The following is a 22,473-nucleotide window of genomic DNA, read 5'->3' on the forward strand; positions in this document are numbered from 1 at the left end:
GGCCAGTACGACGACATATCCGGACTGCCCAAGGAAAATCTCCGCGGAGCGCCTGATGGTGCTGCTGTCATCGATCACCATGATCTTCGGGCGCGCTGGCTCGGTTGCATCAATTGAATCAGTTGCTATTGTCATCACGTCGTCCATTGAGCTCTGCGCCCAATATACGGCGCAAGTGTGACAAAAAGCAAGATGAGCCAAGACAAGAAAACCAGATCGGTTTTCCAGCGTAGTTTTTTGGCGAATGCTTGAACAACCGACCAGTCAGGGCTTGATGAAAATCAAGGACTGTCCGCGATGAAAGGCCCTGTTTGGTCAGGCGACGACCATCTCGAAGTCTTCCTTGCGGGCGCCGCATTCAGGACAGGTCCAGTTCATGGGCACGTCGGCCCAGCGCGTGCCGGGCGCGATGCCTTCCTCGGGCAATCCGGCGGCTTCGTCGTATACCCATCCGCAGATCAGGCACATCCATGTCTTGTATTCAGTTGTAGTTTCGGTATTGCTCACGACACGCTGCCCTTCAAGGTTAAAATGCAAAGTCCCGTATCTTAATCCAGGCTCTGTGCAAAACCAAACTCCGCCACTTGTCCTGACCTTTGGCGCCACGGATCCGGTCGGCGCGATCGGCATCCAGTCCGACCTCGCCTGCTTCGCAGCGATGGGCTGCCACGGGCTGTCGGTCATCACGGCGATCTCGATCGGCGATACCACCGGCGTTGAAGATGTTCAGCATATCGACGCCGACTGGGTAGCCGACCAGGCCCGTGTGCTGCTCGAAGACATGCAGGTTACCGCATTCAAGATCGGCTACGTCGGCAGTCTCGAAAGCATCGCCGCGATTGCCGAGATCATGTCCGACTATCCTGACATTCCGTTGATCCTCGACCCATTTTGCAGCGGCATTCCGGACGAGTCCGAAGAAGGCGAGCAATCGCTGATCGCGATGCGCGAACTGCTGGTGCCGCAGGCCACGCTGCTGCTGCTGTCCGCCGTCGAGCTGGGTCGTTTTGCCGAAAGCTGGCGCGAGCCTTCTGCGACATCCACGGTGGCCGACGATGCGGCCGAGGTGATCAAGCTCGGATGCCAGTATGTATTCGTCACCGGCACAGCGGGTGAAATGCATGAGGTGTCCAACACGCTTTACAGCGAAGAAGGCCTGATACGGCACGATAGCTGGCCGCGCCAGCCCGGGTCGTTCGCTGGTTCCGGCGGCACGCTGTCGGCCGCGATTGCCGCCTTGCAGGCCAACGGCCTCGATGTACCCGAAGCCGTGGCCGAAGCGCAGGAGTTTGCCGTTGCCACGCTGGCGCATGCGCAACGACTGGGCATGGGCAAACTGATTCCCGACCGCTATTTCTGGGCGCGCGAACCCAATGACATTTCCTGACTGACCTCACATTTCCGGCATGACGACTCCCACTTCCTCCCTGAACGACCAGCTTTTCACGCGCGCCCAGATCACCACGCCAGGCGGCGTCAACTCCCCGGTGCGCGCTTTTCGCTCGGTCGGCGGTACGCCACGTTTCATCACCCATGCGCAAGGCCCGCACTTCTGGGACGCGGACGGCCGCCGCTATATCGATTACATCGGCTCCTGGGGGCCGGCAATTGTCGGCCATGCGCATCCGCAAGTCGTAGCAGCCGTGCAGCAAGCCGCAGCACGCGGCCTGTCCTTTGGCGCACCGACCGAGGCCGAAGTCCAGATGGCAGAGGAAATCTGCCGCCTGGTGCCGTCGGTCGAGCAGGTTCGGCTGGTTTCTAGCGGCACCGAGGCGGCGATGAGCGCATTGCGCCTGGCAAGGGGCGCAACCGGACGCGACATGATCGTGAAGTTCGAAGGCTGTTACCACGGCCATGCCGATTCATTGCTGGTCAAGGCCGGCAGCGGACTGCTGACCTTCGGCAATCCGACTTCTGCCGGCGTGCCGGCCGATTTTGCAGCCCACACGATGGTATTGGACTACAACGACCCGCAGCAACTGGAAGACGCGTTCGACAAGATGGGCGACCGGATTGCCTGCGTGATCGTCGAGCCGGTGGCAGGCAACATGAACCTGCTGCCTGCCACGCCGGCCTTCCTGCAAACCATGCGCCGGCTGTGCACGCGGGACGGCGCGGTACTGATCTTCGATGAAGTGATGTCCGGATTCCGCGTCGCGCTGGGCGGCGCACAGGCGCTGTACGACGTCGTGCCGGACCTGACGGTGCTGGGCAAAGTGATCGGCGGCGGCTTGCCGGTGGCAGCCTTTGGCGGCCGGCGTGAGCTGATGCAGCACCTGGCGCCGCTGGGCGGTGTGTACCAGGCCGGCACGCTGTCGGGCAATCCGGTCGCCGTGGCAGCCGGCATGTCGACACTGAAACTGATCCAGCAACCAGGCTTCTACGAGGGGCTGGCCGCCACCGCGCGCAGGCTCACTGCGGGGCTGGACCAGGCCGCGCGCGAAGCCGGCGTGTCCTTCTGTTCGGCATCGGTCGGCGGCATGTTCGGCCTGTATTTCGCCGACCAGGTACCGACGAATTACCAGCAAATGATGGCGTGCGACAAGAATCGCTTCAATGCCTTCTTCCATGCGATGCTGGACCAGGGCGTATACCTGGCGCCCTCCGCGTTCGAAGCAGGGTTTGTTTCGGCCGCGCACAGCGATGCCGTGGTTGACGAAACCATCGCGGCGGCACGCAAGGCATTTGCGCAGGCTTGAGCGGGGATTGACGACGATGGATACGCGCACAGCGTAGCCATCGTGCGCAGACTGCAATAGACCAGGGAGGACACTGACACCGGGCGCTGCCCGGCGTCGCTGCGCGGCTCGCTTCCTGCTTGCCCCTCGCTTCCTACTTCAACCAGCCGCGCCGGCGGAAATACCAGAACGGCGCGACGGCGCTACCGACCATCAGCATCAGCGCGAACGGATAGCCCAGTTCCCAGTTCAGCTCCGGCAGGATGCGAAAGTTCATGCCATAGATGCTGGCAATCAGCGTTGGCGGCAGGAACGCCACCGAGGCCACCGAAAAAATCTTGATGATCTTGTTCTGGTTGATGTTGATGAAGCCGACCGTGGCGTCCATCAGGAAGTTGATCTTGTCGAACAGGAAGGCGGTGTGGCCGTCCAGCGATTCAATGTCGCGCAGGATCTGGCGCGCTTCTTCGAACTGGTCGGCATTGAGCAGGCGACCGCGCATCAGGTAGCTGACCGCGCGCCGGGTATCCATCATGTTGCGACGGATACGGCCATTCAGATCTTCTTCCTGCGCCATCGCCGACAGCGACTCGGCCGCGTCCTTGTCGGTAAAGTCCTTTTGCAGCACGCTGCGGCTGACTTCTTCGAGATTCTGGTAAATGCCTTCGAGCGCATCGGCGGAATATTCCGCATCAGTGGCGTACAGGTCGAGCAGCACGTCCTTGTGATCTTCAATCGAACCCGGACGGGAACGGGCGCGCATGCGCACCAGCCGGAAAATCGGCAAGTCGTCCGTATGCACCGAAAACAGCATGTTCCTGGCCAGGATGAAGGCGACCGTGACGACATTGGCCGGACCGTCATCGTCGTCGAGCAGGAAATCAGTGCGCAAATGCAGGTCGCCGTTTTCCGCTTCGTAATAGCGGGCCGAGGCTTCGATATCCTTGACTTCGTCTTCATCCGGCAGCGTGATGCCGTAGGTGCTCTTGACCCAGTCGCGCTCTTCTTCAGTGGGGTCGGTCAGGTCGACCCAGACCGGCGAAATCGGGTCGAGATCTTCCCGCCGGTCAATGTTGACCTGGTTTAGCCGTCCATTTTGCAAAACGAATACATTGAGCATTTGCACTCCTGTGCACAGCCGTCGGCTGCGCAACAACGCGCGCGACGGATTGCGTCGCGCACGGGATGAATTTTTCGGGGAATGCCGCCAGGTTCAATCTGATTGCACCGCCCGCCAATATTGGCGAGCAGCGCGGGAGCTTCGAAGCGCTTGCTCGCCGGTCAGCTGCCCAAAACGGGCGCGAACCAGGACGAAGGACTACCCAAGTCGGGTCTCCGGATATGAAACCAGCGCAAGTGTACTGAGAAGGCACGGCGCAGGCAAGCCGATGGTGGGTGGATGTCGTGTGGATGTGTGTCGATGTCGGCTTGATGTCAGGCCGGTGTCGATTCCATGACGGTCCTGTGCAGGCCGCTGCAACAGCACCGGACACCGGTCAGGGAAGTTCAGCCGCCCGCATCCGGCGCAGGATCAGGTCGGTGCGCCGGGCCAGGTAGGCGGAACCCTGGTTGCGATCGAAATAGCGCGGGTTGGGCAGCATCACCGCCAGCCGCGCGGCCTGTTCCGGGCCCAGTTGCGACGCGGCAATACCGTAATAATGCCGCGCAGCCGCCTCCGCGCCGAACACGCCATTGCCCAATTCAACGACGTTCAGATAGATTTCAAAGATGCGCTCCTTGCTCATCAGGAGCTCGAGCATGTAGGTGATGGCCAGTTCCTGCGCCTTGCGCACATAGCTGCGGTCGCCCGACAGGAACAGGTTCTTGGCCAGTTGCTGCGTAATGGTGGAGCCGCCAGCCACCACTTTGCCGCGCCGCGTGTTCTTGTCCCACGCCTTTTGCATCGCCTGCCAGTCCACCCCTTCATGCCCGGAAAAATTCGCGTCTTCCGCGGCAATCACGGCGCGTTTCAGGTGGACAGAAATACGCTCGTAAGCCACCCAGCGATGCTGCAGGCGGGCCTTCGGGTTTTTCTTTTGCATGACCTGCAATTGCTGGTCCATGAAGCTGGTGCTGGATGGATTATTGTTGACCCACCATGCAATCTGCACGAAGTAATAGAGCTGTATGCACAACACCGCAATGAAAGCGGCGGCCACCAGCCAAAGCAGCAATTTTCCGAACAGCCTGGCAATGGATGGTTTGCTGGCGCGCCGTCCCATATCCGCTCAGCGCCGCAGGAGCTGGAACAAGGCGGCCGTCGGCGGCTGCACGCCGCGCCATAGCCGGAACGATTCTGCTGCCTGCTCGATCAGCATGCCCAGGCCGTCGCGCACCTGCGCACCGCATTGCGCGGCAAAGCGCAGGAAGATGGTCGGCTCGCGGCCGTACATCATGTCGTAGGCGAATGCATGTTCGGCGAAGCATCCGGCGGCAATCGGTGGCAAGGCTGCGTCCAGGCTGGCGGAGGTGGCATTGATCACCAGGTCGAATTGCCCCTGGACCGGCAATTCGCCATAGCCGCAGGCACGCAAGTCACAGCCCTGGGCGCCGGCGCGGAATGCCGCCACCAGCGCATGGGCTCGTTCGGCACTGCGATTGGCAATGACCAGCGCCGCTGGCTGCTCGGCCAGCAGGGGCAGCAGCACGCCGCGCGCTGCACCGCCCGCGCCCAGCAACAGCACGCGCCTGGCGCGGATCGTCACGCCGGCATTGACCCGGATATCGGTCACCAGCCCGGCGCCATCGGTGTTGTCGCCGAGGATGCGGCCATTCGTGAACGTGAGTGTATTGACTGCGCCGGCGGCACGCGCCCGGTCGGACAGTTGGTCGGCAAGCGCGTGCGCCTCCAGCTTGAACGGCACCGTGACATTGGCGCCGCAGCCACCGGCGGCGATGAAGGCGCGCACGGTGGCCTCGAATCCATCCAGCGGCGCAAGCAGCCTTTCATAGCTGATCTGTTGTCCGGTCTGTTGTGCAAACCAGGCATGGATTTCAGGTGACTTGCTGTGCGCGATCGGATTGCCGATGACGGCATAGCGGGCGGGCGAGGCCATCAGCCGCCACGCAGCTGGGTCTCAAGTCCATCCTCGCGGGTGAACTTGAAACGGGTGATGACTTCCCAGACGTCGTCGCGGCCGGCGGTGCGCATATTGGCCGGGAAGCGGCCGAACGGCGCAGAACGGCGCACGATGCGCAATGCCGCCTTGTCGAGGGCGGCATTGCCGGAACTGCGCTCGATGCGCGGGCCGCCCTCTTTTTCATACAGCGTACCGTCGTGGTAAATCGGTATGTACACGACCAGCTCCCCATACAGTTTCTGGCCATTCTCCTGAGGAAAATTCAGGGTGCCGATATCTTCGATCCTGCGCTGCAGCGAACTGTAATACATCGCATAGCCCACTGCACGCGTGTTCGGCGTGACCTGGGTCTTTTTGGGTTGCTGGTTGTAGTCCTCGATCTTGCGCGAGATTTCGGCTTCCATGCGGGCCAGCGCACGGCTGCTGTCGACACGGTCGTTGCCTTCGGGCGCCGGTGCGGTTTCAAGCGGCCGGTCGAGTTCGGCGGGCGCCGGCGCCTTGCGTTCTTGCTGGCGCGTCTGGGTCAGCAGTTTTTTCTGTTGTTCTTCCAGCTCGGCGACCCGGCGGCGCGCCGCCTTCAGGCTGTCGCCATCGGAATTCTGGCGCAAGTCCGGCAGTGGCGATTTCGCGCGACCCGTATTGGCGTTGCCGCCGCCGTCCAGGTTGGCCTGCGCCAGTGCTTGCGCCTTTACCGGCTTGCTGTCGTGCCTGGCGTTGACCAGCACCACCTCCAGCCCCGGATCGGTCGGCTTGAAGCGCAGCGCTTCGGGCGGCACGAAACGGATGGCGAGCAATGCCCCATGCACCAGCAGCGAAACACCTATGGCAATGGAAAGCGTCGGATTTTTGACAATAAACTTCACTGGTCAGGCCTTGAAAGCGTAAGCGATTCTACGACACCGGCCCCGCCTTTCCTATGGCGGCGCACCGGCAGCGTGACCGTGACGCAACTATTGCGCCGGCTGCGCATCTGCCGCCGATGTCGCCGGCGGCAGATGCGCTGCTGCGTCCTCGTCGCCGCCCGGTTCCTGCGCTTCATCCTGCGCAAGATCCATTGGCGGCAACGTTGCTGCTTCATCCTGCGCGGCGTCGGATTCCTGGTCGGTCAGCATGGCGGCATCGTCGAGTTCGGCATCGGCATCCGTCATCAGGTCATCGGACGCGGAACCGGCAACTTCGAGCAAGCGCGCCTCGACCGACAGGTCGACTTCGTCCCAGCGCAGCAAGTCCAGCCGGACCGGGGTGCCGCGCGCCAGCGGCGTCATGCCGGGCAGCTTGATCATCAACGGGATGTCGGACAGCCGCAGGATTTCTTCCTTCAATACAACGGCGTCCACTTGCCTGGCGTTCTCCTGTTGCAACCAGCGCAGGCACCAGTAACGCTCCATCGTCGACTGGAATTCGTTGTACGCAACGTAAGCAGCGTCGAACGCCGACACGATGGCAAACAGATCGGCATCCTTGGGCTTGAAGGTGGCCACCAGTGGCGCGGTCACGCCATGCTCGACGCACGCCAGGATCTGCCACTGGTTTACCAGGTCGGTGTAGCGGCGCAGCGGCGATGTGCTCCACGCGTACTGGTCAACGCCCAGGCCCTGGTGCGGCGCGGCGTGCGTGAGCATGCGCACCTGCATGCGCGTGCCCCAGCCGCCGCCCTGGCTGCGATAGATGCCGGGCACACCATGGTCGTGCATCATCCGGCCCCAGCTGCTATTGGCGAAAATCATCAGTTCGGCCACCAGCTTGTCCAGCGGCGCGCCACGCCTGCGCCGCTGCACGGTGACGATGTCGTTCTCGACATAGAAATTGAAGTCGATCCGGTTGTTCTGTTCAGGCTTCAGGCCGAAAGACTCGCGCTTGGCCATGCGGCCCCGTTCCAGCACCTGGATCCACTGCCACAGCAGGGACAGCTCCTGCTTGTGCGGGTAGTCGCCCTCGCCGCTGGCGAGATTCTCTTCGGTGACGACATCGTCGAGATCGTTGTGCCGCAAGTTGGACGCCATCGGCACCAGTTCGGCCCGCGTCTCCATGCTGCTCACGCTCCAGTCGGCGGTATCGACCACGACATACAGCGATACGGCGGGGCAGTCGCGGCCTGCTGCCAGCGTGAAGCATTCCACCAGCTCGTCGGGCAGCATGGTGATTTTGTCACCCGGCATGTAGATCGTGGAGAGCCGCTGGCGGGCGAGCTCGTCGGCAGCGTCGCCGCGCTTGATGCCCAGCGCCGGCGCGGCAATATGAATGCCGACCCGGATCAGCCCGTCAGTCAGGATGGTCACTGAAAAAGCGTCGTCGATCTCGGTGGTGGTCACGTCGTCGATCGAGAATGCCCGGACGTCGGCCCGCTCCAGCCGGGGAATCTGCGGCTTTGGCAGCGCCGGGAAACCGGTGCCGCGCGGAAAATGCTCCATCAGGAACGGCGCGCAATGCAAATCGATGGTGGAGGCAATGCCGCCGATCTGCAACATCAGGCGCGGCGCCGTGGTCTGCAATTCGGCACACGCGGTTTCCAGCGCCTTGTACTCGACGGTGTTCTTGTCCGGCCGGAACAAGAGTTGCCGCACCATTGCACGCATCGGCTCCGGCAGCCGATGGGCCTTGAGTTCGTCGACATAGCTGGCCTGCAACAAGGCCTGCTGCTTTTTCTTTTCCACGCCGGCCAGCGCCGCCTTGAGCGAAGACTCGGGCGCCGCTTTGTATCGACCCCGTCCCTTGCGGTAAAAATAGATCGGCGAACCATGCAACTTGAGCAGCAAGCCGGCGGATTCATGCGCAGCGGGATTCTGGCCGAAATACTCGGTACCCAGGTCGCCAAATGCGAATTCGTCCTGGCCTGCGACTTCCCACACGAAATCCAGGTCGATCTGGTCCGCCACGGCGCGGGCGTCCTGCAATAGTTGTTCCGGGGATGGCGTCTCGAATTGCAGCAACACGTCACGTGCGCGAACCTTGGTCCGCTTTCCGGACGGCATCTCGACCTGCCACGCCTCGCCCTGCTGGGAGAGCACGGTCCCGGCCTTGAAATCGCCAGACTCTTCAAAAAACAAATTCATTCAATGCACGCTATGGGTTGATGTCGACGTGGCAAAACGACAGCACGTCATCCAGATAATCGGGAAAATCGGACAAGCCGTGATCACTGCCTGCTATGACGCGTTGCCGGGCGAGGGCGAAATAAGCAGTCATTTCGCGCCAGTCCAGCACCTCGTCGCCGCTTGCTGCGATCAGGAAATAGCGCTCGGGCCGGGAAATTGCCGGAATCGCCAGCGCTTTGAGTTCGTCCAGGTATTCAGGCCGGAATTCAAACGCTTCGTTCGAATGCCAGGCCGGCATCAGTCCGACATGTTGCGCCAGGTCGCGCGCGGCGGCCACGGCCGGATTGAGCATCACGGCGCTGCAGCCGGTTTGCTCAGCCAGCCAGGTTGCATAATAGCCGCCCAGGGACGATCCGATCAAAAACAACTCTTTGGCGGGCACACCGGCAATCAGTCCTTGCACCAGCGCGACGGCCGCTTTGGGCGACGCCGGCAATTGCGGACAGCGATACTGGCCGGACAATCCCAGCGCGTCCATGCGTTGCTGCAGCAGGCGCGCCTTGAAAGAAAGTGGCGACGAGCGGAATCCATGCAGGTAGACGATCAAGTTCGGACTTTCATTTCAGGCGCGTCGGCGGCGCCCGGCCCTGCCCCGAGCCGATCCAGGATTTTTTGATGGACCCCGCCGAATCCGCCGTTGCTCATCACCAGGATAGTGTCGCCAGCCCGGGCGTCGCGCGTGACGGCGGCGACCAGTTGCTCCAGGTTGTCGAAGGCCGCTGCACGTGGGCCCAGCGGCGACAGCGCCTGCTGCAAGTCCCAGCCCAGGGCATCGCGGCCGTCGCGTGCGCCGTAGCCGTAGACCAGGTCCGCCTGTTCCAGGCTGCCCGGCAGCGCGTTCTTCATCGTCCCCAGTTTCATGGTGTTGGAGCGCGGCTCCAGCACGGCCAGTATGCGGCCAGTCCCGAGCTTGCTGCGCAAGCCCGCCACCGTGGTCGCAATCGCCGTCGGATGGTGGGCGAAATCGTCGTACACCGTGACACCCCCCGCTTCGCCGCGCACTTCCATACGCCGCTTGACGTTGCGAAAACCGGCCAGCGATGCGATGGCCTGCGCTGCCGGCACCCCGACATGGCGCGCAGCGGCGATCGCCGCCAGCGCATTGAGCCGATTGTGCTCACCCGTCAGCTCCCACCGCACCGTCCCCTGCAATGCGCCATCGTGGATCACATTGAAACTGCCATCCGGTGCCCCGGATTCGCCCAATTCCCATCCGGCTTGTCCGCCGAAACGCTCCGCCTCGCTCCAGCATCCGCGCGCGAGCACCCGGTCCAGCGAAGCGTCGCGGGCATTGACCACCAGCCGTCCGACGCCCGGCACGGTGCGCACCAGATGATGGAACTGGGTTTCGATGGCGGCCAGGTCCGGGAAAATGTCGGCGTGGTCATATTCCAGGTTATTCAGTACAGCCGTGCGCGGGCGGTAGTGGACAAACTTGCTGCGCTTGTCGAAAAAGGCGGTGTCGTATTCGTCCGCCTCGATCACGAAGAAAGAGGTGTCGCCAGCGCCGGTCAGGCGCGCCGAAATGCCGAAATTCACCGGCACGCCGCCGATCAGGAAGCCGGGATGGTAGCCAGCGTCTTCCAGGATCCAGGCCAGCATCGAGGAGGTCGTGGTCTTGCCATGCGTGCCGGCCACTGCCAGCACCCATTTGTCTTGCAGGATGTGCTCGCCGATCCACTGCGGGCCCGAGGTATAGCGCAAGCCCTGGTTGAGTATGGCTTCCATCAGCGGATTGCCGCGCGAAACGACATTGCCGACCACGTACAGGTCAGGCGCCAGCGCCATTTGCTCGCAACCGAAGCCTTCAATCAGTTCGATGCCCTGCGCTTGCAGTTGGGTGCTCATCGGCGGATAGACATTGGCGTCGCAGCCGGTCACGCGATGCCCGGCCTCTTTGGCCAGCACCGCCAGCCCGCCCATGAAAGTGCCGCAGATGCCTAGTATATGAATATGCATTGTAAAATCATGGATTCGAATACCGGGATTCTACCCGACCCGCACAGGCAAGCCATGCCGACCGACCACCTCGCCGATGCACAACAGCTCAGGGCCGAAATTGCCGCCTCAGCCGCCCGCATGATCGCCGAAGACGGCGCCGACTACGCCTCGGCCAAGCGCCGCGCAATCCGGCAGTTGCTTGGCCAGCGCCGCGTCAATGGCGACGTGCTGCCTGACAATGCACAGATTGAGGACGAAGTGCGTGCTTACAACGAACTATTCCTGAGCGACACGCAGCCCGCCCGCTTGCAAAAGCTGCGCGAGCTGGCGCTGGAAGTCATGACGGATTTGCAAGTTTTTTCGCCCTACCTGACCGGCGCGGTGCTCAACGGTACGGCCGGCGAACACAGCGACATCCATCTGCAACTGTTTACAGACAGCCCCAAGGATGTCGAAATGCACCTGCTGAACCGGCGCATCGATTTTGAAGTATCCGAATTGCCGCATTTTTCAGGGCGCGGGGGCACGATCGAGCGCTTGAGCTTCCTGCACCGCCGGGAGGGCGTGCATCTGGCAATTTATAATGTCGACGACCTGCGCGCAGGCCGCCGCAAGCCGGACGGCCGGACCCTGGAACGCGCGGACATCAACGCCGTACGACAACTCGCCGCCGGAACCCCGCCATGAAGCTACGCTGGCCCCTGTTATTACTCATCGCCATTCTTTTTGCCGGCATCGGCGTTTATGTTGGCATGAACCGCTACGCTCCAGGCCCCGCGGCGGACGATGGCAGCGCCCGCTTCTTTGCGCTGGCCCTGCCGGACGCCAGCGGATCGGCGATGCCGATGAGTCAATACCGGGGCAAACCGGTGCTGGTGAATTTTTGGGCGACCTGGTGTCCGCCGTGTGTCGACGAAATGCCGGAACTCAATGCGCTACAGCAGGAATTCGGCGTGGGGAAAATGCAGATTGTAGGCATCGGTATCGATTCTGCAAGCAACATCGCCGAATTCGCAAAAAAACAAAAGATCAGCTATCCGCTGGTGGTGGGCGGCGCCAGTGGTACCGACTTGTCCCGGCAACTGGGCAACAAGGCCGGCGGACTGCCGTATACGGTGCTGATCGACAGCCGGGGAAAGATCAGCAAGCAGTACCTCGGAAGGGTCAAGATCGACGAGTTGCGCCGCGACCTGTTGGCGCTTTAAAACGGGCGCGAGCATTTCTTCTTGCCAATCCTCGTCATTTAACGGCAAAATGCCGCCATCGTCGTCAAACGGAGTCCGGCTCGATGGCCAAGAATATCCTCTTGCTGAATGGGCCGAACCTCAATCTTCTCGGTATCCGTGAGCCTGGGGTCTATGGACGCGCGACCCTGGACGATGTGGTGCGTGCAGCAGCAAACCAGGTTGCCAAGGCAGGCTCGCTGTTCGACCACCTGCAAAGCAACCATGAGGGCGAGCTGATTGACCGCATCCACGCAGCCAGGATCGCCGGGGTGGATGCCATTGTCATCAATCCGGGCGGCCTGACCCACACCAGCATTGCATTGCGTGACGCACTGGCCGGTGTGGCAATCCCGTTCATTGAAGTGCACATTTCGAACGTACATGCCCGGGAAGCATTCCGCCACCATTCCTGCCTGTCTGCCATCGCCGTTGGCGTGGTCTGCGGGCTTGGCGTGGATGGTTATACCGCCGCAATCGACTTTGCATTGAGCCGGCTCTAGCCAGCAGCAAGCCCACACTACCGCCGGCACCGGATGCCGGTAACAGCGCAGCATTCAAAAATTCCCGAGGATCTTATGGACTTACGCAAACTCAAGACCCTGATTGACCTGGTCGCCGAATCCGACATTGCCGAACTTGAAGTGACGGAAGGCGAAAGCAAGGTCCGGATCGTGAAATCGTCCCCGGCGCCGCAAGGCCAGATGATGATGATGCCGCATCAGGTCGCCGCACCCGCACCCGCTGTTGCCGCCGCAGTTGTGCCCGAAGCCGCGCCGGCGCCGGTCGTGCCCGAGGGACATGTCGTCAAGTCTCCGATGGTCGGCACCTTCTACCGGGCGGCAACGCCAGGCGCCGCGCCGTTTGTGGCAGTCGGCACCGAAGTCAAGCTCGGCGACACCCTGTGCATCATCGAGGCAATGAAACTGCTCAATGAAATCGATGCCGAAGTGACCGGCGTGGTCAAGCAAATCCTGGTCGAGAATGGCCAGCCGATTGAATACGGGCAGCCACTGTTCATCATTGGATGAGCGGGCCCGACCGCAACTGCGGCCATCCGTCTAACGCAAGACATCCCCCACTATGTTCGAAAAAATCCTGATTGCCAACCGCGGTGAAATCGCCCTGCGCGTGCAGCGCGCCTGCCGTGAAATGGGCATTAAAACCGTGGTCGTCCACTCCGAGGCCGACCGCGACGCAAAGTACGTCAAGCTGGCCGACGAGTCGGTATGCATCGGCCCGGCTGTTTCGTCGCACAGCTACCTCAGCATGCCGGCCATCATCAGTGCGGCCGAAGTGACCGATGCCGAAGCGATCCACCCGGGTTATGGCTTCCTGTCCGAGAATGCAGACTTCGCCGAGCGGGTCGAGCAATCCGGCTTCGTGTTCATCGGGCCGCGGCCGGAAACGATCCGGCTCATGGGTGACAAGGTCTCGGCCAAGCAGGCCATGATCAAGGCTGGCGTGCCGTGCGTCCCCGGTTCGGAGGGCGCGTTGCCGGAGGACCCGAAAGAAATCATCCGCATCGCGCGCAAGGTCGGCTATCCGGTGATCATCAAGGCCGCTGGCGGCGGCGGCGGACGCGGCATGCGCGTGGTCCATACCGAGGCGGCCTTGCTGTCGGCGGTCGCCATGACCCGCACCGAAGCCGGAAGCGCCTTCGGCAATCCGGAAGTCTATATGGAGAAGTACCTGGAAAATCCGCGCCACGTGGAGATCCAGATACTGGCCGACGAGTTCCGCAATGCGGTCTGGCTGGGCGAGCGCGATTGTTCGATGCAGCGCCGGCACCAGAAAGTGATCGAGGAAGCGCCAGCGGTGGGGATTCCGCGCAAGATCGTCGAGCGCATCGGCGACCGCTGCGCCGAAGCTTGCCGCAAGATGGGCTACCGTGGCGCCGGCACCTTCGAATTCCTGTACGAAAACGGCGAGTTCTATTTCATTGAAATGAACACCCGCATCCAGGTCGAGCATCCGGTATCGGAAATGATTACCGGCATCGACCTGGTACAAGAGCAGATCCGCGTGGCGGCCGGCGAAAAGCTGCGTTTCCGCCAGCGCGATATCGAGCTCAAGGGCCATGCCATCGAATGCCGCATCAATGCCGAAGACCCGTTCAAGTTTACGCCGTCTCCCGGACGCATCCTGTCCTGGCATCCGCCCGGCGGCCCGGGCATCCGCGTCGACTCCCATGCCTATGCCGGGTATTATGTTCCGCCGCACTACGACTCGATGGTCGGCAAGGTGATCGCCTACGGCGCCACCCGCGACCAGGCGATCCGCCGCATGCAGATCGCGCTGTCGGAAATGGTGGTGGAAGGCATACTGACGAACATTCCGCTGCATCGTGAACTGATGGTCGACGCCCGCTTTATCGAAGGCGGCACCAACATCCACTATCTTGAGCAGAAACTCGCCAACCGGCCGGACCTGACCAAAGACACGCCAAAAATCGCCAAGGCCTGAGCAATTCCCCATGAGCTGGACTGAAATCGTCATCGAAGTACCGCGCTCCCATGCAGAGTCCTTGTCGGACGCGCTGATGGAAGCGGGCGCGCTGTCGGTTTCAGTCGAAGACGCCGACGAAGGCACGGATGCCGAAAAGCCCCTGTTCGGCGAACCCGGCATGGAGCCTGCCGAGGCAGCCTGGGAACGCAGCCGCGTGATTGCACTGGCCGACGCCAGCGCGCCGCATGCCGACCTGCTTGCTGCAGCGATGGCCGCCGCCGGCCTGCCCGCCGATACCCCTTGTTTGCTGCGCAGCGTGGCCGAGCAGGATTGGGTGCGGCTGACGCAATCCCAATTCGATCCGATCCATATCGGCCGCAACATCTGGGTCGTGCCAAGCTGGCACCAGGCGCCGGACCCGGATGCGCTGGTGCTGGAACTCGACCCGGGCCTGGCCTTCGGTACTGGCAGCCATCCGACGACACGGCTTTGCATGGAGTGGCTGGAGCAACAACCGTTTGCCGGCAAGACGGTACTCGACTACGGCTGCGGCTCCGGCATCCTGGCCATGGTCGCCAGCAAGCTCGGCGCAGCCGAAGTGCTGGGCGTGGATATCGATCCCCAGGCTATCGAGAGTGCGCGCGACAACGCCGAACGCAATCGGTGCGACATCGCTTTTTACCTGCCGGAGCAGTTCGGATCGGTGGCACAGGGACGACAGTTTGACGTCGTGGTCGCCAACATCCTCGCCAGCCCGCTAAAGCTGATGGCGCCGATGTTGTGCGGCCGGGTTGCCGCCGGCGGCTCGCTGGTGCTGTCCGGTGTACTGGCACGCCAGGCGCAGGAAGTGATTGCCGTTTACGCGCCCTTCATGACGCTTGCCATCTGGGCCGAGCACGATGGCTGGGTAGCACTGGCGGGAAGCCGGGGGCCCTAGCATGTCGCTGGCCACGCGATGCCCTTATTGCAGCACTACCTTCAGGGTCACGCATGACCAGTTGAAGCTGCGCGGTGGCCTGGTCCGGTGTGGCTCCTGCAAGGAAATATTCAACGGTGTCGAGCACTTGCTGCCCGCTACGCCGGCGGCAGCAACCGCGGTGCCACCGCCCATCCCTGCAAGCTTGCCGCCGGCGCCGCCCACAGTCACCCCGCCCGCGTCGGACCTGTCGACGACAATCCGGCCCGTAGCCGGCCATGATCAGTCGGATCCAAATCAGTCCGTTCCCGCAGCCGAAGCGGTTGCCAGCCAGGCACTGTCCGACGGCGACACGCCCACTGCGGAGCCCGACCCGCTGACCCGCATGACGCTGATGGATATCCGTCCCTATCCGCATCGGCAGCAGGACCAGGCTTTTGCGCCACCGACTACAGCGGCCGGGACGCGCACAACCGAGCGCGAATCCGACGACATCAGCCAGGCGATTGCCGATTTGCAAGGCAAGCCCTGGCGCGCCGGCGGCAGCGACGATGCCAGCCTGGATGCGATAGACGCGCTCGACAACGAGGAGCCCGAGTTCGTGCGGCGCGCCCGCATCCAGCAAGCCCGGGCCAGCAAACGGCGCGTATGGCTGGCCTTCGGCTCCGTCCTGCTGGCGCTACTGGCCTTGTTGCAGGCGGCATTCGCATTTCGCACGCCGATCGCCGCGCAATGGCCGGCGACCATGCCGGTCCTGACGCAGCTCTGCAGCGCGTTCGGATGCACGGTGGGCATGCCCATGCAGATCGAATTCATCACGATCGAATCGCACGAGCTGCAAGCCATGCCGGCCAGCGACAATACCTTCACGCTTGGCATGCTGTTGCGCAATCGCAGCGATGTCGCGCAAACATGGCCCCATCTGCAGCTGACCCTCAACAATGCGGCCGGCGAACCGGTCGCCCGCCGGGTGCTGGCACCGGCGCAATACCTGCGGCCCCAGGATCGCGAGCGCGGTTTCGCCGCCAAATCCGAAAAGCCGGTTCGCGTGATCTTCGCGCTGGATCAACTGAGCGCATCCGGCTACCTGCTCTACGCTTTTTATCCCTGAACCCCGACCCCTGACCCTGCAAGCCGGCGCCCCGACGCCGGCCATCAAAAAACAACGGACAACTGACATGACTTCCCTGATTTGCGGATCGCTGGCTTTCGACACCATCATGGCTTTCCACGGCCGCTTCTCCGAAGCGCTGCTGGCGGACCAACTGCACAAGATCAACGTGGCGTTCCTAGTGCCCAGCATGCGCCGCGAATACGGCGGATGCGCCGGCAATATCGCCTACAACCTGAAGCTGCTCGACGGCGAGCCGCTGATCATGGCGACGCTTGGCCAGGATGGCGACAGTTACCTGCAACGACTCAAGGCACTGGGCATTTCGGAGCGCTGCGTGCGCAGCGTACCGGCGTCCTATACAGCGCAAGCATTCATCACGACTGATGCCGCCAGTAACCAGATCACCGCCTTCCATCCGGGCGCCATGGCCTATTCGCATGAGAACCGCATCGCCGATGCCGGCCCGGTGAAGCTGGCCATCATTGCGCCGGACGGCCGCGACGGCATGCTGGAGCACGCCCGCGACTGCGCCGAACTCAAGGTTCCCTTCATCTTCGATCCGGGCCAGGGATTGCCGATGTTCGATGGTGCGGAGCTGCGCCAGTTCATCGAACTGGCCACCTATGTGGCCGTCAACGACTATGAAGGCGAGATGCTGACCGAGCGCACCGGCCTGTCGCTGGAGCAGATCGCGCAGCGTGTGGAAGCGCTGGTGGTCACGCGCGGCGAACACGGCGCGCATATTTTTACCGGCGGCAAACGCATCGACATTCCCTGTGTGCCGGTGGACCAGGTGGTGGACCCGACCGGCTGCGGCGATGCCTTTCGTGCCGGCATGCTGTACGGGCTCACGCAAGGGATGGATTGGCCGACCACCGGCCGGCTGGCAAGCCTGATGGGTTCGATCAAGATCACGCATCAGGGCGGACAGAATCATGCACCGTCCGTTGCCGAAATCCGCGAGCGCTTCCAGCAGGCGTTTGGCTATCGCTACCCTTGAGCAAACGCAAACCACCGCTGGCTGACGATTGAACGCAAGCGGCAGCTTGCCGCGCTGCGGCCGGTCTTAGCCGGCCTGGCCGAGCAAAGCCTGCCGGATACTGTGCGCGTCGGCACCGCTGCCGCACTGGATTTCAATCACCTTGCGGCGGGCGGACAAGCCCTGCACGACCTGCACGCTGGACTTGCTCACCCCAAGCAGCTTGGCCAGCAAGCGCACCAGTTCTTCGTTGGCGCGCCCTTCGATCGGCTGCGCTTGCAGCCGGATCCGCAACACGCCGTCAATTTCACCGGCGACTTCACTTTTCCGGGCGTTGGGCACGACCTGCACCGACAGCCGGACCAGCCCCGGCTTCATGCCACGCGGAACACGGCGTCGACGACGGCCAAGGCAATGCGCAACACGATGAAAGCCAGGATCGGCGACAGGTCGACACCGGAAATCGGCGGCAGTATCCGACGAAAGGGCCGCATCACCGGTGCGTTGAGCGCGCGCACGAAGGGGGCGAGTGGCGCCTGCGGATTGACCCAACTGAAGATCACTTCAATGATCAGTGCACCCATCAGGCAATACAGTATCCAGCTTGCCAGTTGGTGCAAGGCCAGCAGCAATACGGTCGCGGGCATCAGGCGGCCGGCCAGCGCCGACAGGATCGTGGCGGCCACCAGCGCCACCAGGAAGGCGCCCAGCAGCGATGCCCAGTCATAGCCGCCGACACCCGGAATGACCCGGCGCAGCGGCATCACCAGCCAGTTGGTCAGCCGTGTCATGAATTCACCGAACGGGGAAGGCGGCCTTACCCGCACCGCCTGGCACCAGAAACGCAACCAGAACAGGAAACCCAGGGTACTGGCAACAATGTCGACGATCAGGTTGAGAATGCTGTAGAGCACGGCCACTCCTCAAAAAAAATTCCCGCCGCACGACGGGCATGCAGCGGGAATTGTGCCCGAAGCGAATCGGGCTTCCAAGCAAACGCCGGGAATTACGGACGTGGGCCTGTCGGGAACGGCCAGGCCGCCGCAGGATTGAGCACCGTCTTCACAGCAGGTGCAGCAGCCGCGGCTGGTTTTGCAGCAGCAGGCTTTTCTGCTTTCTTCGCAGGAGCAGGCTTCTTCGGAGCAGCAGGCTTCTTCGCAGCAGCAGGCTTCTTGGCAGGAGCAGGCTTCTTCGTGGCGGCAGGCTTCTTCGTGGCAGCAGGCTTCTTCGCAGCAGCAGGCTTTTTAGCGGCAGGCTTTTTGGCAGCCGGCTTTTTCGCAGCAGGCTTCTTGGCAGCAGCCTTTTTAGGCGCAGCTTTTTTGGCAGCGGCCTTTTTAGGTGCGGCCTTTTTGGCAGCGGCTTTCTTCGGCGCTGCTTTCTTAGGTGCTGCCTTTTTTGGCGCTGCTTTCTTCGCTACCGCTTTCTTGGCGACGACTTTCTTGGCCGCTGCCTTCTTCGGTGCTGCCTTCTTCGCTACCGCTTTCTTGGCGACCGCTTTCTTGGCGACGGTTTTCTTGGCCGCTGCTTTCTTCGGTGCTGCCTTCTTCGCTACAGGCTTCTTGGCTGCCGCTTTCTTCGGAGCCGCTTTCTTGGCTACCGGTTTCTTGGCTGCTGCCTTTTTAGGCGCTGCAGCTTTTTTGGCTGCGGGCTTCTTGGCGGCGGGTTTCTTGGCCGCCGGTTTCTTCGCTGCTGTTGCCATTTGTTTCTCCTTCACGTGATGGATATCAAGCTACAAGATGGAAACCCCCCTGCCCCATCGCGATGCGGCAGGTGGATTATTCATCGGCGCAAGCATTCCATCGTTTGCGCTAATGAATTCGGCACCAGCTGAACTGCTGCATCTCCTCGCATATGCAGCACTTCAGCCATTTAGTGGACTGCGTCGGTCACCTGCTCGCCGGACTGCAGACCAAAAAAAACGCCGGCAACAACGCCGGCGCTGGAATACTGTTTCAGGACAGACAAACCCTTTTTCGAAGAATACGCTGCCATGCCCTCTATCTTCGGGCTCTGCAAGAAAAGCAGTGTGGCGCGTACAGGTCGTCTACTGTCCATCAATCTTTTTATTTGCCTTTCTGAGTTCGCAGCTTCGATTCGACTTCGTCGAGTGCCTTGCTATCTCATCCCTGCCCGGATCCGGTCCGTCTGCCTTGCTGCGGTAAATCCGCGTTGCCTGCTGCTGGCGCTGCGTGAATCCTTGAATCCTTGAATCCTTGAATCCATTTCCGGGCCGTGCTGATCATTCCCGGTTCAGTGTCATTCCCAGTTCAGTGCGCCGCCCGTCTGGTATTCGATGACGCGTGTCTCGAAAAAGTTTCGTTCCTTTTTCAGATCGATCATCTCGCTCATCCATGGAAACGGATTCTCTTCTTGCGCATACAGCACGTCAAGACCGATCTGCTGCGCACGACGGTTTGCGATGAAGCGCAGGTAGCCTTTGAACATCGGCGCATTGAGTCCTAGCACACCACGCGGCATTGTATCCTCTGCGTAGCGATATTCCAACTCCACTGCCTGTAAAAACAACGCTTTTATCTCGTCGCGGAATGCAGGCGTCCACAGATGCGGGTTCTCGAGCTTGATCGTGTTGATCAGATCGATTCCGAAATTGCAGTGCATGGACTCGTCGCGCAAGATGTACTGGTACTGCTCGGCAGCACCCATCATCTTGTTCTGTCGTCCCAGCGCCAGGATCTGCGTGAAGCCGACATAGAAGAACAGACCCTCCATCAGGCAGGCGAACACGATCAGCGACTTCAATAATGTCTGGTCGGTCTCCAGTGTGCCGGTGGAGAATTGCGGATCGGTCAGCGTGTCGATGAACGGGATAAGGAACTCGTCCTTGTCGCGAATCGATTTGACTTCGTGGTAGGCGTTGAAGATTTCGCCTTCGTCGAGTCCCAGCGATTCAACGATGTACTGGTAGGCGTGCGTGTGGATCGCCTCTTCGAAGGCCTGGCGCAGCAAGTACTGGCGGCATTCGGGCGCCGTGATGTGGCGGTAGGTGCCCAGCACGATATTGTTGGCGGCCAGCGAGTCGGCCGTCACGAAAAAACCCAGGTTGCGGGTCACCAGGCGGCGCTCGTCGTCGGTCAGGCCGTTCGGATTTTTCCACAGCTCGATGTCGCGCTGCATGTTGATTTCCTGCGGCATCCAGTGGTTTGCGCAGCCGGCCAGGTACTTGTCCCATGCCCATTTGTACTTGAACGGAACCAACTGGTTGACGTCAGTCTGGCCGTTGATGATGCGCTTGTCGGCGGCATTGACGCGGCGTTGCGGCTCGGCCGGTGCTGCCGGCGGCGCGACTGGCGCGCTCGCCATGAGTGCCGGGTCGAGCGCGACGTTGGCGAAGGTGGCCTGTCCGATCGCAGGAGCGATCGCCGGTGCCAATGCAGGCGCGATGGCGCCCGGTGCTGGTGCTGCAGTTGCGGCTGGCGCTTTTACGGGGGTGACTTCTTCGTCCCAGGACAGCATGTTCATTCCTCTTTGTCTCTACTGTTGTCAGGCCCGGCGCCGCCCTTGACTGGCGGCAAGCCGGGGTTGGCCGCAAGGGCCGGGATTACTGGCAGGCTTCGCACTCTTCAAAGCCGTCGTCGCCGGGACGCAGCATGCAGGCCGGACCCGCGATATCGGCATCGCTGACCGGCGTGACGCTGGCTGCGGCTGCCGCTGTCGATGCGCCGGACAGACCGCCGTCGGCGTTGACCGCATTCAATGCGCCGGTCTTCGAGGTCGACTTTTCGGTATGGGTGGCGCCGATGGTGCGCAGGTAGTAGGTCGTTTTCAGTCCGCGCAACCAGGCCAGCTTGTAGGTCTCATCGAGCTTCTTGCCGGAGGCGCCGGCCATGTAAATATTGAGCGACTGCGCCTGGTCGATCCACTTCTGGCGGCGCGATGCGGCTTCCACCAGCCATTTCGGATCGACTTCGAACGCGGTGGCGTACAAGTCGCGCAGGTCTTGCGGAATGCGGTCGATCTTGGCCAGGCTGCCGTCGAAATATTTCAGGTCGGAGATCATCACTTCATCCCACAGCCCGCGCGCCTTCAGGTCGCGCACCAGGAATTCGTTGATTTCGGTGAACTCGCCCGACAGGTTGGATTTGACGTACAGGTTCTGGTAGGTCGGCTCGATGCAGGCGGCCACGCCGATGATGTTGGAGATGGTGGCCGTTGGCGCAATCGCCACGCAGTTGGAGTTGCGCATGCCAAACTGCTTGATGCGTGCACGCAGCGACGACCAGTCCATGCTTTCGCTCTGGTCCACTTCGAGGTAGCCGCCGCGCTCTTCGGCCAACAGCTTCAGGGAGTCCTGCGGCAGGATGCCACGGTCCCACAGCGAACCTTGGTAGGAACTGTAACGACCGCGTTCCTCGGCCAGTTCGGTCGATGCCTGGTAGGCGTAGTAACAGACGGCTTCCATCGAACGGTCGGCGAATTCCACCGCGTCGTTGGAGGCGTACGGGATGCGCATCATGTGCAGGCAATCCTGGAAACCCATGATCCCCATGCCCACCGGACGATGGCGCAGGTTGGAGTCGCGCGCCTTCTTGACGGCGTAATAGTTGATGTCGATCACGTTGTCGAGCATGCGCATGGCGGTGCGAACGGTCTTTTGCAGCTTGACGTGGTCGAGCTTGCCATCCTTCATGTGGGCCGGCATGTTGACCGAGCCCAGGTTGCAGACGGCGATTTCGGAATCGTTGGTGTTGAGCGTGATCTCGGTGCACAGGTTGGAGCTGTGCACGACGCTGACGTGTTGCTGCGGCGACCGGATATTGCAGGGATCCTTGAACGTGATCCATGGATGGCCGGTTTCGAACAGCATCGTCAAAATCTTGCGCCACAGACTGGCGGCCTGAATGGTTTTAGCCAGACGCATTTCGCCACGGGCGGCTTTAGCTTCGTAGCCGATGTAGGCTTCTTCAAACGCTTTGCCGTATTTATCGTGCAGGTCGGTGGCTTCGGCTGGGCTGAACAAGGTCCAGTTGCCGCCTTCCAT

24 protein-coding genes and 1 pseudogene are annotated in these 22,473 nt (G+C 61.8%); 11 read left to right on the plus strand and 14 right to left on the minus strand.

Translation table 11 applies throughout. From position 1 onward, the window contains the following. Positions 1–135 (minus strand): annotated as a pseudogene (locus tag Q7T64_RS02770) (response regulator); the annotation flags it as partial. Positions 136–315: 180 nt separating this feature from the next. After that, complete coding sequence (locus Q7T64_RS02775) at positions 316–468, minus strand: rubredoxin (RefSeq protein WP_304790865.1); 153 nt, start codon at positions 466–468, stop codon at positions 316–318. A gap of 94 nt (positions 469–562) precedes the next feature. Here Q7T64_RS02775 and Q7T64_RS02780 point away from each other — a divergent pair, with 94 nt between their 5' ends. Further along, on the plus strand, positions 563–1,387 hold the full coding sequence (locus Q7T64_RS02780; protein WP_304790790.1) for a hydroxymethylpyrimidine/phosphomethylpyrimidine kinase: 825 nt from the start codon (positions 563–565) through the stop codon (positions 1,385–1,387). A 19-nt stretch (positions 1,388–1,406) separates the two neighbouring features. Continuing rightward, entirely contained in the window at positions 1,407–2,699 is a 1,293-nt protein-coding gene (gene hemL, locus Q7T64_RS02785; protein WP_304790794.1) for a glutamate-1-semialdehyde 2,1-aminomutase, read from the plus strand. Between the two features lie 133 nt (positions 2,700–2,832). Here hemL and corA read toward each other — a convergent pair whose 3' ends face one another. From corA to mpl, 7 genes are all read right to left on the minus strand, one after another. Beyond that, positions 2,833–3,798, minus strand: a complete 966-nt coding sequence (gene corA / locus Q7T64_RS02790; RefSeq protein WP_304790797.1) for a magnesium/cobalt transporter CorA — start codon at positions 3,796–3,798, stop codon at positions 2,833–2,835. A gap of 376 nt (positions 3,799–4,174) precedes the next feature. Beyond that, entirely contained in the window at positions 4,175–4,900 is a 726-nt protein-coding gene (mtgA, locus tag Q7T64_RS02795) for a monofunctional biosynthetic peptidoglycan transglycosylase (protein ID WP_304790801.1), read from the minus strand. A 6-nt stretch (positions 4,901–4,906) separates the two neighbouring features. Further along, positions 4,907–5,734 carry a shikimate dehydrogenase gene (gene aroE, locus Q7T64_RS02800; protein ID WP_304790804.1) on the minus strand — a complete coding sequence of 276 codons (828 nt, stop codon included), beginning with the start codon at positions 5,732–5,734 and terminating at the stop codon, positions 4,907–4,909. Further along, positions 5,734–6,621: a TonB C-terminal domain-containing protein gene (locus Q7T64_RS02805; RefSeq protein WP_304790807.1), complete on the minus strand. Its 888-nt coding sequence runs from the start codon at positions 6,619–6,621 to the stop codon at positions 5,734–5,736. The genes aroE and Q7T64_RS02805 overlap by 1 nt, the downstream gene beginning before the upstream one ends. 87 nt (positions 6,622–6,708) lie before the next feature. Beyond that, on the minus strand, positions 6,709–8,811 hold the full coding sequence (locus Q7T64_RS02810) for a ribonuclease catalytic domain-containing protein (protein ID WP_304790811.1): 2,103 nt from the start codon (positions 8,809–8,811) through the stop codon (positions 6,709–6,711). Between the two features lie 10 nt (positions 8,812–8,821). After that, positions 8,822–9,400: a YqiA/YcfP family alpha/beta fold hydrolase gene (locus Q7T64_RS02815; RefSeq protein ID WP_304790814.1), complete on the minus strand. Its 579-nt coding sequence runs from the start codon at positions 9,398–9,400 to the stop codon at positions 8,822–8,824. Continuing rightward, positions 9,397–10,812 (minus strand): UDP-N-acetylmuramate:L-alanyl-gamma-D-glutamyl-meso-diaminopimelate ligase, encoded by a 1,416-nt coding sequence (gene mpl, locus Q7T64_RS02820; protein WP_304790817.1) that lies wholly within the window; start codon positions 10,810–10,812, stop codon positions 9,397–9,399. Before mpl ends, Q7T64_RS02815 begins: the two co-directional genes overlap by 4 nt. Before the next feature lie 54 nt (positions 10,813–10,866). On the opposite strand from mpl, the gene Q7T64_RS02825 reads away from it, so the two are divergent. The 8 genes from Q7T64_RS02825 to Q7T64_RS02860 all read left to right on the plus strand — a co-directional run bounded on the left by Q7T64_RS02825 (position 10,867) and on the right by Q7T64_RS02860 (position 17,495). Further along, positions 10,867–11,481 carry a hypothetical protein gene (locus Q7T64_RS02825; protein WP_304790820.1) on the plus strand — a complete coding sequence of 205 codons (615 nt, stop codon included), beginning with the start codon at positions 10,867–10,869 and terminating at the stop codon, positions 11,479–11,481. Next, positions 11,478–11,999, plus strand: a complete 522-nt coding sequence (locus Q7T64_RS02830) for a TlpA disulfide reductase family protein (RefSeq protein ID WP_304790824.1) — start codon at positions 11,478–11,480, stop codon at positions 11,997–11,999. Before Q7T64_RS02825 ends, Q7T64_RS02830 begins: the two co-directional genes overlap by 4 nt. A gap of 83 nt (positions 12,000–12,082) precedes the next feature. Further along, complete coding sequence (aroQ, locus tag Q7T64_RS02835) at positions 12,083–12,520, plus strand: type II 3-dehydroquinate dehydratase (RefSeq protein ID WP_304790828.1); 438 nt, start codon at positions 12,083–12,085, stop codon at positions 12,518–12,520. 75 nt (positions 12,521–12,595) lie between these two features. Beyond that, positions 12,596–13,048 (plus strand): acetyl-CoA carboxylase biotin carboxyl carrier protein, encoded by a 453-nt coding sequence (gene accB, locus Q7T64_RS02840; RefSeq protein WP_304790832.1) that lies wholly within the window; start codon positions 12,596–12,598, stop codon positions 13,046–13,048. A gap of 52 nt (positions 13,049–13,100) precedes the next feature. Then, the gene (accC, locus tag Q7T64_RS02845; RefSeq protein WP_304790835.1) at positions 13,101–14,483 is read left to right on the plus strand and encodes an acetyl-CoA carboxylase biotin carboxylase subunit; all 1,383 of its coding nucleotides are present in this window, start codon (positions 13,101–13,103) and stop codon (positions 14,481–14,483) included. A gap of 10 nt (positions 14,484–14,493) precedes the next feature. Further along, entirely contained in the window at positions 14,494–15,402 is a 909-nt protein-coding gene (gene prmA / locus Q7T64_RS02850; protein WP_304790838.1) for a 50S ribosomal protein L11 methyltransferase, read from the plus strand. A 1-nt stretch (position 15,403) separates the two neighbouring features. Then, positions 15,404–16,492: a DUF3426 domain-containing protein gene (locus tag Q7T64_RS02855; protein WP_304790841.1), complete on the plus strand. Its 1,089-nt coding sequence runs from the start codon at positions 15,404–15,406 to the stop codon at positions 16,490–16,492. Between the two features lie 67 nt (positions 16,493–16,559). After that, positions 16,560–17,495, plus strand: coding sequence for a carbohydrate kinase family protein (locus Q7T64_RS02860; RefSeq protein WP_304790844.1), 936 nt, complete (start codon positions 16,560–16,562; stop codon positions 17,493–17,495). Positions 17,496–17,561: 66 nt separating this feature from the next. Here Q7T64_RS02860 and Q7T64_RS02865 read toward each other — a convergent pair whose 3' ends face one another. The 3 genes from Q7T64_RS02865 to Q7T64_RS02875 form a co-directional block, all read right to left on the minus strand. Continuing rightward, positions 17,562–17,852, minus strand: coding sequence for a DUF167 domain-containing protein (locus Q7T64_RS02865; RefSeq protein ID WP_304790848.1), 291 nt, complete (start codon positions 17,850–17,852; stop codon positions 17,562–17,564). Next, a complete protein-coding gene (locus Q7T64_RS02870; protein ID WP_304790851.1) occupies positions 17,849–18,388 on the minus strand; it encodes a YggT family protein in 540 nt (179 codons plus the stop codon). Before Q7T64_RS02870 ends, Q7T64_RS02865 begins: the two co-directional genes overlap by 4 nt. A 92-nt stretch (positions 18,389–18,480) precedes the next feature. Next, entirely contained in the window at positions 18,481–19,173 is a 693-nt protein-coding gene (locus tag Q7T64_RS02875) for a histone H1-like repetitive region-containing protein (protein ID WP_304790869.1), read from the minus strand. Between the two features lie 37 nt (positions 19,174–19,210). Between Q7T64_RS02875 and Q7T64_RS02880 the strand changes: the two genes are divergently transcribed. Beyond that, positions 19,211–19,636 carry a hypothetical protein gene (locus tag Q7T64_RS02880; RefSeq protein WP_304790856.1) on the plus strand — a complete coding sequence of 142 codons (426 nt, stop codon included), beginning with the start codon at positions 19,211–19,213 and terminating at the stop codon, positions 19,634–19,636. Positions 19,637–19,730: 94 nt separating this feature from the next. Here the strand turns inward: Q7T64_RS02880 and Q7T64_RS02885 are convergent, their stop codons facing one another. Continuing rightward, positions 19,731–20,948: a ribonucleotide-diphosphate reductase subunit beta gene (locus tag Q7T64_RS02885; RefSeq protein ID WP_304790859.1), complete on the minus strand. Its 1,218-nt coding sequence runs from the start codon at positions 20,946–20,948 to the stop codon at positions 19,731–19,733. Positions 20,949–21,033: 85 nt separating this feature from the next. After that, on the minus strand, positions 21,034–22,473 hold a 1,440-nt coding region (locus Q7T64_RS02890), incomplete at its 5' end, for a ribonucleoside-diphosphate reductase subunit alpha (RefSeq protein WP_304790862.1).

Origin of the sequence: Lacisediminimonas sp., from assembly GCF_030645335.1 — a bacterium.
Classification (GTDB): Bacteria; Pseudomonadota; Gammaproteobacteria; order Burkholderiales; family Burkholderiaceae_D; genus Lacisediminimonas.